At 66.5% G+C, this 16,018-nt stretch carries 4 protein-coding genes; 1 reads left to right on the top strand and 3 read right to left on the bottom strand.

Annotated features, from left to right (window positions below; genetic code table 11):
* Positions 1 to 8: 8 nt before the first annotated feature.
* The 3 genes from ACOGJC_RS06405 to ACOGJC_RS06395 form a co-directional block, all read right to left on the bottom strand.
* Positions 9 to 887 carry a nucleotidyl transferase AbiEii/AbiGii toxin family protein gene (locus ACOGJC_RS06405; RefSeq protein ID WP_419847680.1) on the bottom strand — a complete coding sequence of 293 codons (879 nt, stop codon included), beginning with the start codon at positions 885 to 887 and terminating at the stop codon, positions 9 to 11.
* A 110-nt stretch (positions 888 to 997) separates the two neighbouring features.
* Positions 998 to 1,657 (bottom strand): hypothetical protein, encoded by a 660-nt coding sequence (locus tag ACOGJC_RS06400; protein ID WP_419847679.1) that lies wholly within the window; start codon positions 1,655 to 1,657, stop codon positions 998 to 1,000.
* A 74-nt stretch (positions 1,658 to 1,731) separates the two neighbouring features.
* Complete coding sequence (locus tag ACOGJC_RS06395; RefSeq protein ID WP_419847678.1) at positions 1,732 to 14,469, bottom strand: Calx-beta domain-containing protein; 12,738 nt, start codon at positions 14,467 to 14,469, stop codon at positions 1,732 to 1,734.
* A gap of 235 nt (positions 14,470 to 14,704) precedes the next feature.
* Here ACOGJC_RS06395 and ACOGJC_RS06390 point away from each other — a divergent pair, with 235 nt between their 5' ends.
* A complete protein-coding gene (locus ACOGJC_RS06390; RefSeq protein WP_419847677.1) occupies positions 14,705 to 16,003 on the top strand; it encodes a substrate-binding domain-containing protein in 1,299 nt (432 codons plus the stop codon).
* Positions 16,004 to 16,018 lie beyond the last annotated feature (15 nt).

Raw genomic sequence — 16,018 nt, 5'->3', positions numbered from 1 at the left:
GAGGCGGATCAGGCGGGGTCGTCAAGGCTTGCTGCTAGCTCCAGCGCCTCGCCGAACAGCGGCAAGTCCCCCCACACAAAGTCGGCGAGACTCGGATATGCCGCTTCGAGCGTGTCGTGGGCCTCGGAGCCCTTTAGGAACATGATGCTGTCCGCGTAGCCTCTAGCCGGTCTAGGCACGGACTCATCGCCCCTCCCGAACGAGTGGGCCGCTGACTCAGCTAGGTCTGGCACTCGCCGCCTGGATTCATCGGCGTGTTCGGAACTAGCGATCATGGCGAGGTCGTACAGGTCGCGGATCCTCGCTGCGAGGCCTCGGAAATGGCCGTTGACAGCCCGGCGGTGCAGGGCATCGAGCTTGTTCGCCGCCGTGTACGCCGGTTTCGTGCAGAGAAGCTCGAAACCACCCAACTCGGGGAATTGGGCCAGTTGTTGATCTGTCGCGAAGCGGCCTAGCAGCGAGACGATGGTCCGCTTCGTTTGCAGGTCGTCTTCAACCTGTTCCGACGCGATCTCTGCCTTCAAATACTGGTCTTCGCCGCCAACGGGAATTGATATCTTCCGAAATCCCCTTCTCCTGTTGTCATCCTGCCTGATGTCCAAGCTGCTCTGGCCCAAAGGCGCAGTGAACCATTCGGCAATTTGGGACCTGGCTTGCCTCAGAGCTTCTCTTGAGTTGCCGTCGGTTATGTCCGCAGCCAAGAAATCCAGGTCTTCAGAAAAGCGCTCCGTGATGCTCCATGCTGCGATAAGAGATGTACCTCCTGTGAACAAGCAAACAGCACTGGGGTTCCGTTGGCCTTTGACCTCTCTGTGTACGTGCATGTTGGTAGGGAGTCCCGCACGGGACACGTTGTAGAGGCATGTGACGAGCCAATAGTCCTTCACTAGGCGTTCCCTCAACAGCCCCGTGGCAGCTTGGGCCGCCACGACCAGAGATGAGAATTCGCCTGGATTGCCAGCTAGGCCAGGTGCGGTAGTCCCGACCCCTATATCGGTCAAGTTGATGTGGGCAGCGGTGATGCCCTACTGATCGCAGCGGCTACCTCGTCCACCTTGTGCAGGGTCTCAACAGTCATGTCTTTTTCTGTCTCAGCGGCCCATTCCAGCATGTTGGCGCGAATGGGCAGACCCCATTTCAAATAAGCAGTGAACCTTCCGTCGTGCATCGACTCTAGGCATTCATGCCACAATGCCTCCGTCATCCAGAGCATGCCCAGAGCTTCCAGCACCGTGACCTCGGCCCAGTTCAACTCAGCTCTCCGCTGATTGTTCCTCTGCTTGTAGATGACTGTCGGGTGCGGCGGCTTAGGCGGCGGGCCAAGTGTGCTGATCATCGCCTTGCAGGGGACCTGTGTCGACCACTTGAGCCTGTTCAGCGCATCCCAGTCGGCGAGACCCGCGCCAGGGCCAGCCAGTAGCAGCGCGGCGATGGTGTAGTCAGGTGGCGCAGATGCGAAGTCGTGGCCTTCCGGCCAGCCCCGCCAATAGAGGCCCTTGGCTATTCGCTGCACACCGCTGGCCTCGTCGTTGCTGAGGCGGGAGAGGACGGGATGGGCGATGTCGCGGCGACCTGGCACATCTTGGCTCCAGAACCATGTGCCTGGTTCAAGGCTTATGATCCAGTCTCTCGCTTCGGCACTCTCCGATTTGGCCATGTGACCCACTATACCGCCTGTGCAAGAACGCGCTCCCCGATTGCGGCAGACGGTAGTAGAGGTTGCAGTGGGGGTTAGTCGTCGTTGGTGATGGTGGCGGTGGCGGTGTGGTCATCGGCGTGGATGGTGGCGTGGGTGGTTTTTAGGGTGTTGTCGGGGCTGGCGGTAAGGAGTTTCACCAGGAAGGTCTCGTCGGGTTCGGGGGTGTTGTCGGTGGCCACGGCGATCTCGATGGTGGTGGTGGAGTTGCCCGCGGGGATGGTGGCGGTGGCGGTCTTGGCGGTGTAGTCGTTGTCGGCGGGGGTGTCGGAACCGCTGATGGCCTTGTTGTCGCCATCGCTGGTGTCGTCGGCGGTGGCGTACACCACGGTCACGTCGCGTCCGCTCACGGCGGACAGGGTGATGGTCAGTTGCAGCCGCCTGTCGTCCTCGTCGGCTGACGCGCTGGCGATCGAGACCACTGGCAGGGGGTCGTCGTCTTCGATGGTGCCCACCGCGGTGGCGTCTTTGAGGGTGGCGTTTGTGGGGTTGGAGAGCCGGAGCTGGAAAGTCTCGTTGTGCTCGTCGAGGGCGTCGGCCAACGACTGCACCGCCACCTGCTTGGTGGTCTCGCCGGGCTGGAAGGTGAGCGGGCAGGGGATCTGGCAGGTGGGCGTGCCCGACGACACTGCGGTGTAGTCGCTGCTCGCCGCGGGGTGGGTTCCGCCGCCGCTGGTGGCGTAGTCCACGGTGACCCGCTTGCCGCTGGGCGCGTCGAGCCTCACGATGAACAGCAACTCGCCAGCCTCCGTGGCGGCATCGTCGAAGACCTCCAGCGCCGGCGGGGGATCATTGTCTCGGATGTTCCCGACGGCAGTCACCTTGGTGGCCGAATAGGCCGCCCCCACATTGAGCGACGGATGCCACGAAACAGTGGCCACCACCGTCTCGTCGGGCTCGTCGAGGCTGTCCTCAAAGGTCCTCACCGGCGAATAGTCCACCCAGCGCTCACCGGCCTCGAAGCCCACCGCTCCCGACGACGTGGCCGCATCGCCCGAACCCGCGGTGCCCAGCGCCACCGACACCGACACCGCCGAGGCCACATCGCTACAGAACGGCTTGCTCACCCCAACACGGAACGTCAGCATGCCCCCCTCGTTCGTGCTGGTCGACGCAATCCGCAGCTGCGGCGGAACAAAACCCTCCGCCGTCGGATCAATGCAATCGTCTTCGATCATCCTGACCCGGCCAGCCGCCCGGCCGATGGTGGCGTTCTGCGGATTGCGCAACTCCACCTGGAAGACCCGGTCGCCCGTGAACGAACTGTCGGAACGAGTCTGCACCTCGATCGTCTTTTCGGTCTCGCCGGGGGCGAATTCCAGCGTCCCCGATGTGGCGGTGTAGTTGGCGCCCGCCCGGGCCGACCCGTCAACGGTGCGATAGTCCACCTCCACCGGGAAAGCGGTGATGAGGCGGCCGAACCCGGCGGGCGGTTGCAGTTCAACGGTCAATTGCGCCAAACCCCCCTCTTCCAGGGCAACGTCGGATATCTGAAGCTCCGGCGGCGGATCGTCGTCTCGAATGGTCACGGTGAGGGATTCTTGCGCGCCCAGCACTGCGCCCTGCACGCCGCTGAGCCGTATTTGGAACGTCTCGCCAGGCTCGTCGGTGGGGTCGTCTTCGAGCCTGATGGCGTAGCTGTGGCCGATAGAGCCGGGGCGCAACTCGAATGCGACGGAGCGTTCGAATTTATCGGGCCAGTGATGCGACCACTGATGCGAGAACCAGAAGTCGCTCAACCAGTGCGTGTTATTGAACGTTGCGGTGCCGTCGACCAATTCGAGAGTTCCGGTGACTGCGCTGCTGCTCGAATTGGTCAAGCGCACCGAAAAATTGAAGCTGGTCCCCTCGTTGCCGAGCATACTCACCTGTCCCCGAATGTTGGCCTGGCCTGCCAGGGATATGAGCGGCTGGGAGGTTTCGATGATGGTGCCCGTGGCCTCGTTGTCGAGGATGCCGATGGCCATCGGGCTGGCGGCCAACGGGGTCAGGCGCACGGTGAACGACTCACGCGCTGATCTGTCGGAATCGGTGAGGGTTCTCACTCTGATGTGTGCGATGCGCTGGTTGGCGGCGAAGCTGAGCGTGTCCGAGGCTGCCACGTAGTCGACGCCGGCTGTGGCAGTTCCGTTGACTGTTCGATAGGCGACGCTTACTGCGTTGAGGTTCCGCCCTGATCGCTCGACGCGGAAGACCACGTTGTTGCCCTCGGTGGCGGCGGCGTCGGCAAAATAGAAGATGAACGACTCGTCGTCAAGGATGAAGCGGTTGTCCGCCACTTCATTCCCGGAGCCGGTCAAGGGAAGGAACGCGTTGGTGGGGTTGGACAAGGCAATCCGGTAATACTCGGTGCCCTCGTAGAGGTTGTCGTTGACGATGGCGACGGCAATGGTTCCGTGGCTGGTTCCCGGGGGGAAGGTGAGCGTGCCCGTGGCCGCCTCGAAGTCGTCCCCCGCGGTCGCCGGGTTCAGCTCTTGCTGGGGCGTTTCCTCAACGGTCCAGTCCACAGTCACGGTCCGGTCGCTTATCGGAGAGATGCTGACGCCGGTCACGGTTCGGCCGGTCTCTTCGTAGAGTCCTGAAGCGCCGCCAATACTGAACCGGGGCAGGGGAGTGGTGTCGACAATTGTGGCGGTGGCCCGGTAGTTTGCGCTGGGGAGGGTGGCGTTGACGGGATTGCTGAGCTCCAGATAGAACGTCTCGGCCACTTCGTCTATGTAGTCGCGGGCGAGCATGACTCTCACCGTCTGGCTGGTTGAGCCCGCCGCGAACCTCACTGTGCCGGACGCGTTCTGGTAGTCGACCTCGTTCCAGCCTTGTTCCCAGCGTCGAGGCAGCTCATCGGCGCCGGTGGCGGTGCCGTTGGCGGTGGTGTAGTCAACCGTGATGGCCTCGTCGGCGGGTCGGTTGAGGCGCAGGGTGAAGGTTATTTCCCCTCCCTCGGCCTGAAGGGGGCTGTTGGCGGTGATCACCGGACGGATGGCGTTTTGGATGGTGCCGGTGGCGGTGCCGTCGAGGATTCTGGCGGTGCCGGTCGGGTTGGAGAGGGTGAGGGTGAGGGTTTCGTCGGGTTCGTCGCTTTGGTCGGTGAGGGTGGCCACGGTGATGGTTTGGCGGGTGGTGCCGGGCGGGAAGGTGATGGTGCTGTTGGCCGGGGCCGGGGTGTAGTCGCTGTTGGCGGTGGCGGGGTTGGCGCCGCTGCCGGCGGTGGCGTAGGTGGCGGTGACGGCGGTGTCGTGTTGGCGGTTGAGGGTGACGATGAACTCTAAGGGGTCGCCTTCTCGGGCGGTGGCGTCGGCCACTCGGAGGGCGGGTCTTGTGGCGTCGATGATGGTGCCGGCGCCGTTTGAGCCTGGGATCGCCCCCGTGGGGTTGGCCAGTCGCACTTCGAGGGTCTCGTCGTCTTCCACGAGGCTGTCGGGCAGGGTGGCCACGGTGATGGTTCGGCGGGTGGTGCCGGGGGGGAATGTGAGGGTGCCGGCGGTGGTGAGGTAGTCGACGCCGTCGGCGGCGGTGCCGCCGCGGGTGCGGTAGTCGGCGGTGATGCGGCGCCCGCTGGGGGAGTTGAGGGTGGCGGCGAACTCCAGGGGGGTGCCCTCGTCGGCCTCGGCGGCGCCGATAGACAAGGTGGGCTCGGAGTCGTTGTCGAGGATGGTGGCCGTCCCGGCGCGGTCCTTTATTTGCGCTTCGCCCCGGGGGCTGTGGAGCACGAGCTGGAACGTCTCGGGGTCTTCGGAGAGCTTGTCATCCACGGTGGGAACCGACACGGTGAGCTCCTGGGTGCTCTCAGAGGCCGGGAAATTCAGCCGGCCCGTCGCCGCGGTGTAGTCGGCGCCCTCGTCGGCGGTCAAGGGCTTGGTGCGGTACCCAACGCTGACCGCGGTGTCGGCCGTGTTGTCATCCCGGGTGAGGGTCACGGTGAAGGCAGCCGCGGCGCCCTCGGCGGCTCGGAGATCGCCCACCGACAAAGACGGCGCCAGAGCGTTCTCCAAAATGGTGCCGACCGCGCCGCCGGTTTGGATCACCGCGAATCCGCTGTCGACGGCGGTTAGGCGCACCAGAAACGTCTCGTCGACCTCGATGACAGAATCGGCCACGGTGGCAACCGACAAGCTCGTTTGGGTCTGCCCGGCACCGATGGTCACCTGGGTGGAAGCGGGCACGGTGTAGTCCGAGTCCTCAGTTGCATCCAATGGCCTGACCTCAAAGGCCACCACCACGTTGGTGATGGCAGGTTTGTCGAGTTGGATGGTGAATCTGACGGGGCTGCCTTCGAGGGCGGATGCGTCGTTGACGGTGATGGTGGGGGGCGGGTTGTTGTTGATGGTGCCGACAGCGGTGTGGCCGGTGGAGTGCAGGGTGGTGTTTTGGGGATTGGTGAGGGCGAGTTCGAGGGTTTCGGGGGTTTCGGTTCGGGTGTCGGTGAGGGTGGCGACGGAAATGGTGGCGGTGGTTTGGCCGGGGGGGATTGTGATGGTGCCACTGGCGGGGGTGTAGTCGGTATTGGGGGTGGCGTGGCCGGCGCCGGTTCCGGTGGTTTGGGTGGCGTATTGGGCTTGGGCGGTGAGTCCTGAGGGGGCGTCGAGGAGGGCGGTGAATTGGAGGGGCTCGCCTTCTTGGGCTTCGTCGGGCAGGAGGCGAATGGTGGGGGCGGGGTCGTCGTCTTGGATGGTGGCGGTGGCGGCGGCGGCGGTTCGGAGCACGGTGGCTCTGGTGGGGTTGGTGAGGCGGACGGTGATGGTCTCGGGGTTCTCGTCGATGAGGTCGTCGGTGATGGGCACGCTGATGGTGGCGGCGGTGTTGCCGGCGTCGATGGTGAGGGTGCCGGTTGTGGGGGTGTAGTCGCGGCGCTGGGTGGCGGTGTTGTCGAAGGTGTTGTACTGCACGGTGACCGGGTCGGTGCTGGGGTGGCTGAGCGCGACGTTGAGGGTTATCGAGCCGTCGTCTTCGGCGGCTTGGGCGCTGGTGATGGAGAGGCGGGGGAGGCCGTCGTCGTCGATGATGGTGGCGGTGGCCCGGTCTTCGATGAGGGTGGCTTGCTGGGGGTTGCGGAGCTGGATGGCGAAGGTCTCGTCGGGTTCGACGGTGTCGTCGTCGGCGATGGCGACGTCGATGGTGGCGGTGGTTTCGCCGGGGTCGATGGTGAGGGTGCCTGATGCGGTGGTGTAGTCGTCGCCGGGCTTGGCGTGGCCTTCCTCGTCGGTTGCGGTGGTTTGGGTGGTGTAGGCGAAGGTGACGGTCTGGGCGCTGGCGTGGCTGAGGGTGACGGGCACCGATATCGTGCCGTTGCCCTCGGCGGTTTGGGCGTTTGCGATGGAGGCCTGGGGCAGGCCGGTCTTGTCGATGATGGTCCCGGTGGCGGTGGCGACGGCGATGGTGGCGTGGTCGGGGTTGTAGAGGCGGACCAGGAACGTCTCCCGGTATTCGGTGATCTGGTCTTCTCGGGCTTGGACCTCGGCGACCGCGGTGGTGGTGCCGGCGGGGATGACGAGGACTTTGGCCGCGGGGTCGTAGTCGTCGACGGGCGTGGCCTCCCGGTCGGGGTCGCCCTTGTCGTGGCGCTGGGGGGCGTATCGGACTTTGACCGTGCGTCCGCTGGGGGCGCTGAGGGTCACGGCGAACTGCACGGGGTCGCCCTCGACGGCCGCCGCGTTTGCGATGGAGAGGGTGGGTGGGGGGTCGTTGTCGTCGATGGTGCCGATGGCCACCGCGTCGGCCACGTCGGCGCCGCTGGCGGTGTCGGCGTCGAGGCGCAGCCAGAACGTCTCGATGCCCTCGTCGAGGGAGTCGTCGGGCAGCGTGACCGGCACTGTTGCGGTTTGGGTTCCGGCGGCGATGGTGGCGGTGCCCGAGGTGCTGGTGAAGTCCTGGTCGGGGGTGGCCGCGGCGGCGCCGGCGAACGCGTCGGCCTGGGTTCGGTAGGCCACGGTGACCTCTTCGTCTGAGGGGGGCGACAGCCTGATGGTGAACGCGGCCTGCCCGCCCTCGGTGGCGCGGGCGTCGTCCAAGGTGATCCGGGGCTCGCCGTCGTCGTCGATGATCAGCGACGTCCCGGTGGTCTGGGCGAGCTGCGCGTTGGTCGGGTTGCTGATCTCCCAGCCGACGGTCTCGTCATCCTCCTCATCGTCGTCGGGTTCGGTGGGGGTAGACAGGGTTTTGAGGGTCTCGCCGACGGCAAAGGTGGCGGTGGTGAGCGGCACCGCGGTGTAGTCGGCGCCGGGCGTGGCAGTGCCGCCGCTGGTGCGGTAGTCCACGGTCACTTCTTGCTCGCTGGGCCCGCTGAGGCGCAGCGCGATCTCGGTGGGCTGGCCCTCGGGCGACCCGGTGAGGTCGGGGTCGAGGTAGGCGGTGGGCAGGCCCTCGTCGTCGAGGATGGTGAGCGTGGCGGTGCTGGCGGCCAAAGTGGCGTTTCGCGGGTTCGACAGCGACAGGGTGAGCGTCTCGGCGCCCTCGGCGAGTTCGTCGTCGATCAGCGCGACCGACAGCACAGCCGAGCGGCGCCCGGCGGGGATGGCCACCGTCCCGGCCAGCTCACCGCCCGTCACCGCTTGGTAGTCGGTGCCCTCGGTGGCGGTGCCGGCGGTGAAGGCGTAGTCCACGGCGACGGTGCGTCCGCTGGGCGCGTCCAGCGCCACGGTCACATCCAGGGTTCCGGCGTCCTCGGCCTCCGCGGTGTCGGCGATGGTGATGGCGGGCTCGTCGTCGTTGTCCTCGATGGTGCCCGTCGCGTTGGCGTCGGCCAGGGTGCCGTAGTCGGGGGCGGTGAGCGTGAGCGTGAGCGCGAACACCTCGTCGTACTCGTCGACGCGGTCGTCGACGGTGGCCACCGCCACGGTGGCCTCAGTGTCGCCCGCCGAAATGGTGGCCGTCCCGGTGACCGCGTTGTAGTCGTCTCCTTCGGTGGCGGCCACGTCGCCGGCGGTGCGGCGCGACTCGGCGGCGTAGCCCACGGTGATGTCGCGGCTTCCCCGGTTGTTCAGCGTTATCTTGAACACCACGCTTTGGCCCTCCTCGGCGCGGCTGTCGGCCACCGAGATCTCTGGCTCGCCGAGGTTGCGGATCACGCCGACGCCGATCTCGTCGTCGAGGTCGGCGCCGGCCGGGTTCGACAGCTTGAGCTCGAGGCTCTCGTCGCCCTCGAGGTGCTTGTTGTCGGCCAGCGCGGCCACCTGCACCGTTTTGAGGGTCTCGCCGGGGGCGAAGGTGAGCGTGCCCGAGGTGGGCAGGTAGTCGTCGCCCGAGGTGGCGGCGCCGTCGCCGGAGAGCTCGACGGTTTTGAACTCCACCTTGACCGGCTCGGCGCCCTCGGTGTCCAACGTCACCTCGAACTCCAGGATCTGCCCCTCGTCGGCCTCGGCGTCGGCCACCGAGATCTTCGGGGTGGGCACGTCGATGATGGTGCCCGCCGCGGTGCCCACGCTGATCTGGGCGTACCGGTTCGGGCGGCTCAGCCGCACCAGGAACGTCTCGTCGGGCTCGCCGTCGACGTCGTCTCGCAGGGCGGGCACCTCCACGGCCCCGCTGATGGTGCCCGCCGCGATGGTAAGCGTGCCCGACACCTCCTCGAAGTCCGCCCCCGGCTCGGCGGGATAGGCCGCTGCGTTGTGTCGTTCCGCCGCGTATTCCACCGTCACGTCCCCGGGGGCCACCCGGTCGAGCGTCACCGGGAAGCTGAGGGTGGCGCCCTCGATGCCGGAAGCGCCGGCGATGGAGATTTCCGCTGTTTCGTCGTCGTCGATGATGGTGCCCGTCGCGGTGGCCGCCGCCGCGTCCTGCCAGGTCTGCGGCCCCGCGGCCCAGGAGACGGCGACCCCGAACGTCTCGTCTGCTTCGTCGAGGTCGTCGTCGGCCACCACGATGCCCTGGTACACCGCCGAGGTCACCCCCGCGGGGAACACCGCCGCCGCGGGGTTCCCGGCGAAGTCAGCGGCGCTGGTGGTGATGTGGGTGCGCGAGACGCTGATCGCCGCCTCAGAGCACAAAGGCCGGTCGACGGCCAGCGCGAAGGCCATCGTCCCCGTCCGGTGGCCCTCGTCGATCGACGCTCCGGCCACGCTCAGTGTCGGCGGCAGGTGGGCGGCGTTGGCCGGATCGGCGCACTGGCCCGCAATCACCGTCGCCGCCACCCCGTCGCCGATCACCGCGTTGACGGGACGCAACAGCCTTGCCTGCAACCGCTCATCGTCCTCGGGAACGTTGTCGCCGGGGATTTCTACCCTGAAGGTCTGCGGGGTGTTGTCGTTCGCCGCGAAGGTGATCGTGCCCGTCGCGGCGGTGAAGTCGGTGCCCGCGGTGGCCGCGCCGTCGCCGGAGAGCCCGACGGTGGCGTACTCGACGCTCACCTCATCGGTGCTGGCCTCGTCCAAAGAGACGGTGAACACCTCCCAGCCGCCCTCCGACGCCTTGGTCCCGGTGGTCTCGTAGTTCGACGTGATCGACAGGCCCGGCTGGGTGCGGTCGACGATGGTGCCGATGGCGGTGCCGACGTCTATGCCGGCGTTGACCGGGGTGCCCAGCCGTAGCTGGAACTGCTCGTCGCCCTCTCCGCTGTTGGTGTCGGTGAGGGCGACGACTGCGGCGAACTCCTCGGTGTCGCCCGCCTCGAAAACCAGGGTGCCCCCCGTCGGGGCGTCGTAGTCCACGCCCTCGGTGGCGGTCAGCGGATGGGTGGAGTAGGGGACCGTCACCGTGCGTCCGCTGGGCCGGTCCAGGCGCACCGAGAACCGCACCAATCCGCCCTCCACCGCCGACGAGTCGTACACGCTCACCTCGGGCTCGGCGTCGTCGTCTTGGATGGTGAGCAGCGCTTTTTTCTGCACATCGGCGTCGGTCCAGCGGGCCGCTTGCCCCGAATCCCAGCCGGTGATGGCCACCTCGAGCGCCTCGTCGTCCTCGTCGAGGGCGTCGTCGAGCACCGCCACGTCGATGAAGACGCGGTACCCCTCAACCCGCGCCGTGCCGGATGAGGCCGCGGTGTAGTCGGCCCCCACGGTGGCGGCGGCGCCGGCTCCGGGGGCGCCGATGGTGTAGCCCACCGTCGGCGGCGGTGTCGCCGGGCACACCGCGGGGCGGAACTCGAACACCACCGTGGCCCGGCCGGCCCCCTCGCCCACGATCTGGTCTTTGCCGGTGGCCACCGGCTTCTTCGAAGACGAGTCGGCGGCATCGGCGCACTCCTCGTTGATGGTGCCCACCGCCGCCGACGCCCCCAAACCGGCGTTCACCGGGTTGTGCAGCCTCACCAGGAACTGCTCAAAGGGCCACTCGTCGTCGGTGTCTACGCGGGTGCCCACGGAGATGGTCCTCTCGGTCTGGTCCGGGGCGAACACCAGCTGGGTTTCCGACGGCGTGTAGTAATCGCAGTCCGTGCAACGCTCAAACCCGCCCTTGGCGGGGCGGGCCGCGGTGGCCAGCCGCGAGGTGGAAAAGTTCACCGTGGAGCGCTGGTCGGTGCGGCCCCGGCGGGTCACAATGAACTCCACGTCTTTGCCCTCGACGGCCTCGGCGTTGGCGATGTCCAAGATGCTGTGGCGCGGGGTGATCCTGCCCACCGCGGTGGCTTTGCCGAGCACGACGCGGGCCTGGCCGGCCCCTTCGCCCAGCTCTATGTTTAGCTGGAACACCTCTTCGTACAGCTCGTTGTCGGGCCACGTCTCGACCTTGGCGATCATGCTCAACTCGCCGGCTTTGAAATTGATCTCGCCCCGTGCTGAATCGCCCCGGCTCTCCTCGTTGGCGTTGCTGTAGTCGCCGCCGTCGCCCTTGGCGGAGGGCATGGCTATGTCTGGCCTGCCGGTGTAGGGCTTGGTGGAGTAGTACACCGTGAAATTCGCGGCGGCCGGGCGGGTAAGCCCGACAACGAAGCCCATAACGTCGCCGGCCACCGCATTGGCGTTGTCGACGGACAGCACCATGGGCAAGACGTCTTCGATCGTGCCGGTGCCGATGCCTTTGTCGATGGAGGCGAAATCGGGGTCGGAGATCCGAAGCTGGAGGGTCTCGCGGAAATCCGCGTCGGCGTCGGAGCACGTCGGGATCGGGATGCTGGCCGTGGTCTCGCCGGCGTCGATGGTGACCCTGCGGCCTGGGGAGGGGCTCTCGAAATCGCTGAGGTAGTCTCCGCCGTCGGCGCAGTCTCCGACGCCGGCGCTGGCCGTCAGCGCATAAGTGCGTACGTCGAAGCTGGTGTCCGACTTGCTCGCTGGCGACAGCGTGACGGTGAACCCGAGGTCATCCCCCTCCTTGGCGCTGGGGTTGTTGACGCTTAGCTCGGGCAGGGTGAAGTTCGTAATGGTGCCGGTGCCATCGCACGGTTCGCACTTGAACCCATCAGGAGGCCGGACGTTCGTGCTGGAGAGTTTGAGGAGCAGCGTCTCGTCGGTCTCGACGAGCCTGTCGAGCAGGGTTTCCACCTCGACGTTCTGCGTCAAGGCCTCGCCAGGCTTGAATGTCACCGAGCCCATCGGGGTGTGCGGGTTGCCGCGGCGGTAGTCGACGTCCGCGATGGCGGGGTTAGAAGAGGGGCAGGTGTTGCACGGGACCACCTCGTAGTTGATGGTCACATCTTCGGTTATGGGGCCGAGGCTGCGGTTGTCGAGGGTGATGGTGAACACCAGGTCTTCACCCTCCTCTTCTGTCGGGCTGTTGGAGACGTACACCACGCGGCGGGTGGCATCGCGGATGGAGGCGCTGGCGGTGAGGGGATCGCGAGCGGGGTCGGCGTTGTGCAGGGTGCTCACGTCCACATCCAGGTGGAAGTCCTCTACGACTTCCTCGTTCTCGTCGCTTGAAGTCTGGACCAGGATGGGGATCGCTGACTGCCCGGCGGGGATCGTTATGCGGGTGGTGGGCACCTGCGTGTAGTCGCCGGGCTGCACCGCGCCGTTAGGGCCAGTGCCGTCGCGGGTTTCGACATCGAACTCGACGTTGAAGATGGTGGCCCCGATCAGCGTGGCGGTGAACTCCGCCACCTGGCCCTCTTCCACCAGGTTGGCCGGGCCGGCGATCTCCAGCTTCGGAGGATTGTCTTGGTCCAAGATGGTGACCTCGACCGAGGAGACGACGATAAGGGAGTTCGTGCTGGGGTTTTCGAGCTCGACAGTGAAGGTCTCGTCGTTCTCGTCGACCGCATCGGCTCTGGTGCTGACCGAGATGGTCTGGGTCGTCGGATCGCCGACTTTGAATTCGAGCCTGCCCGTCGGGCCGAGTCCTCCAACCGTGTAGTCGCTGTTTGGCATGCTCGGCGGCGTGGCCGGATGGGTGCCGCTGGGAACAACTCTGTAGTGGACCCAGACCAGGTCAGTCGGCGGCCTGTCGAGTTTGACTTCGACCAACAAGGATTCGCCTTCCCGGACGGAGGCGCCGGCACCGACCTCAATGCGGATCTTCGGCTCGTCGTCTTTGATGGTGCCCACACCGATGGCGACGTGCTTCCCGTTTTCGATATTGGGCGGGTTCGTTCTGGCGTGGTCATCGGCGGTGGCCCTGAGCTCGAAGGTCTTGTCCTGCTCGCCGGTCGTGTTCTCGATGGTGGGGACGGTGACGTTTTGTGTGGTGGTGCCAGGGGGGAAGGTGATGTCGCGGTTGGGCGAGGTGGAGTCGATGGGTGTGTAGTCGACGCCGGATTTGGCTTTGCCGACGCCGGTGCCATGGTCCCGGGTCTCGACGGTGACCTCGACTTCGACTTCAGTGGACCCTTGGAGACGGACATCGAAGGTCATCGGGTCGCCCTCCTCGGCGCTGGCAGGGTCCACCACCAGGGTGGGGGGATCGTCGTCGTTGGTGATGGTGCCGACCGCCGGCTTGGCCCTCCACCAGCGCTTCGGGTCGTAGCCCCCGACGGTCACAAGCTCGTCGCCGACCAGTTTGCAAGCGGGGCCGGGGTCCGGGTTGTGCGGGTCCACATACGGGTTCGACAACTGGGGCACGTCGGCGTCGCACGGATCGGCGGGCACCATGTACCAATGCAGCAGGAAGGTCTCGTCGTGCTCGTACGCATCGTCGCCTTTGACGGTCACCTGGACAACCGCAGAGACCTGCCCCTCGGCGATCGTCGTAATGCCCTGCGGCGACCCCTCCAAGATGGCCAAGTAATCGCCATTGCCATCGACCTCGCCGTCGCTATCGGCATCGGTGCCGGCGGTGGCCTCGTGGGTGGCGGGGTTGGGATCGTCAGCGGTCCAGTAGACGATGTTCACGTTCTGGGCGGCCGGCCCGGTGAACTCGATCAGGAACTCGATCTCCTTGTCGGCGGGATCGCCCGCATCCCCCTCATCCTCACTGCTCTCGCCCACCTCCAGGATCGGGCGGGGTGGGATGGCTACTACCTCGGCGGCTTGGCCGAAGAAGCTCACGGTGGGGAACAGGCCTCGCAGCGGCGCCACCGCCCCGTCGGTCTCGCACTCGAAGCGCACCCCGACGGCGCCCACCCCCCGGGTCGCGCCGGGGACTTCGGGATCGAAGCTCTTCAGCCACGCCTCATCCACAAAGTCCCCGTCGTTTTCCAGCGCATCGGGGCGGGGGCCGCCGATGCACAAAAAGCCCAGGCCGGGCCGAGCCGACAGCACATCGGCTACCACCTGCTCCCGCTCATCCGCACCCTCAGCGCCGTCCTCGCAGCACAGCGACGCCACCACCGCCGCCTCCCCGGCGGCCAAATCCGACACCAAACCAGCCCGACCGCCCCGACCGGCCCACAACACGAACACCACCAGCAACACCAACGGCACCGCCAACAACACCAACTCCAACGGCGACGCCCCCCGCTCGCTCACCCCCCTCCCCCCATAAACCTCAACCTCAGGTATAGGCTGGCTCCCGGGTACCGGCCGAGCTTCGGAATCCGGGCGAGCCTCGGATGCCGTCGGGCGATTGCCCGGCTGGCCCGGTTGGCCCGGTTTCGTCTGCGGATGGCTGCTCACGCGCCCCGGCCCATTCCATGCCGCCACGACCCAAAATTGAGCGCATGATGATTTATGCGGCTTCCGGTTGGCACCATACGATGTTGCCATGTTTTTGCAGTTGGTCTCACAAGTTTGGGGGCTCGGCCTGCCGCGCCGCGGCGGGGTGAGGGGAGTAGCGGTCGCCGCGGTGCTCGCTGTTGCCTTGTTGGCTTCGGGGTGCGGGTCGGGCGGCGACGGCGGGGGTTCCGCTCCTTCGCCTGCGGCCGTTGAATCTTCGCCTGAGGCTGTGGATGCTTCTGACTCGGGCGTCGGGGATGGCGGTGGGGGCGATGAGCCCGCACCCGAAGAGTCCGAAGAGATGGTGGAGGCGCCGCCGGCGGCGGCGACTGCGGCGCCCACTGCTGCTCCGGTTCCGTTGGGTCCGCCTCATACCGCGGAGTTGCCGTGGGGTGATTTTGCGTTGGCTGAGCGGATTGCGGCGAAGTTGGCTGATGGCCAGCAGTTGAATTTCGTGTTGTCGGCCAACGCCACCGGTTCGGGGGGGTCGGGCGAGGTGATGGGCTTGGGCTGGGAGCAGGCCGCCTCTGGGTTCGGCGCTGACATCAATCCTCGGGTGATCGGTCCCAACAGCGCTGATCGGGCGGCGCAGATCGAGACCATCGACTCTTTGATCGGTTCGGGCAGCATCGACTGTTTGGCCGTTGAGGTGGACGATCCCGCGGCGTTCGTCGAGGTGATCGACCGGGCTGTTGATGCGGGCATCCCCACGTTCACTGTGGGCGGCGACAGCGCCGACTCCAAGCGGTTCGCGTTCTACGGGCTCGACGACCGGGCCGCGGGCAAGCTCGTGGGCGCCGTCGCCGGCGAGTGGGCCGCCGAGCGGCGGATCCTGATGCGGAAGGCCGCAGTGCTCACCGCCAACGTGGACGACCCCCGCTACCAGGCCCGGATGCAGGGCTTCGTGGAGGGCCTGTTGGAGATCCACTCGGGCATCGAGTTCATCAACGGGCCCGACATGGGCATCGAGTCGCTGGGCTTTGACCCCGACGAGGTGTACGCCGCCACCGAGGCCTGGGTGCTGGCCAACCCCGACGCCGACATGATCTTCCACACCGACCAGGGCATGGCCCAACTCGCCCGAGTCATCGCCGACCAACTCCTCTACGGCGACATGTACACCTCGGGGTTCCACATGAACGAGGACATGGCCAACTACCTGCGCGACGGCGTCGTGGTCGCCGCAGTAGCCCAAGGCCTCTCCAACCAAGCCAACAGCGCCGGAGCGGCCTGCGGCCAGTTCCTCCTACAAGGCGCCCACGAAACAGGCCACGTCGTGCAAGAACCGCTCATCGCCACAGAAAGCAACGTCGACACCGTCGACTGGACACAGCCCGAAAACCAATAACCGCCCGAGGAGGAC

Source organism: Candidatus Poriferisocius sp., assembly GCF_965204015.1.
Taxonomy (GTDB): Bacteria; Actinomycetota; Acidimicrobiia; order Acidimicrobiales; family Bin134; genus Poriferisocius.
The sequence above is the reverse complement of the archived record's forward strand: the minus strand, read 5'-3'. Positions and strand labels throughout refer to the sequence as shown.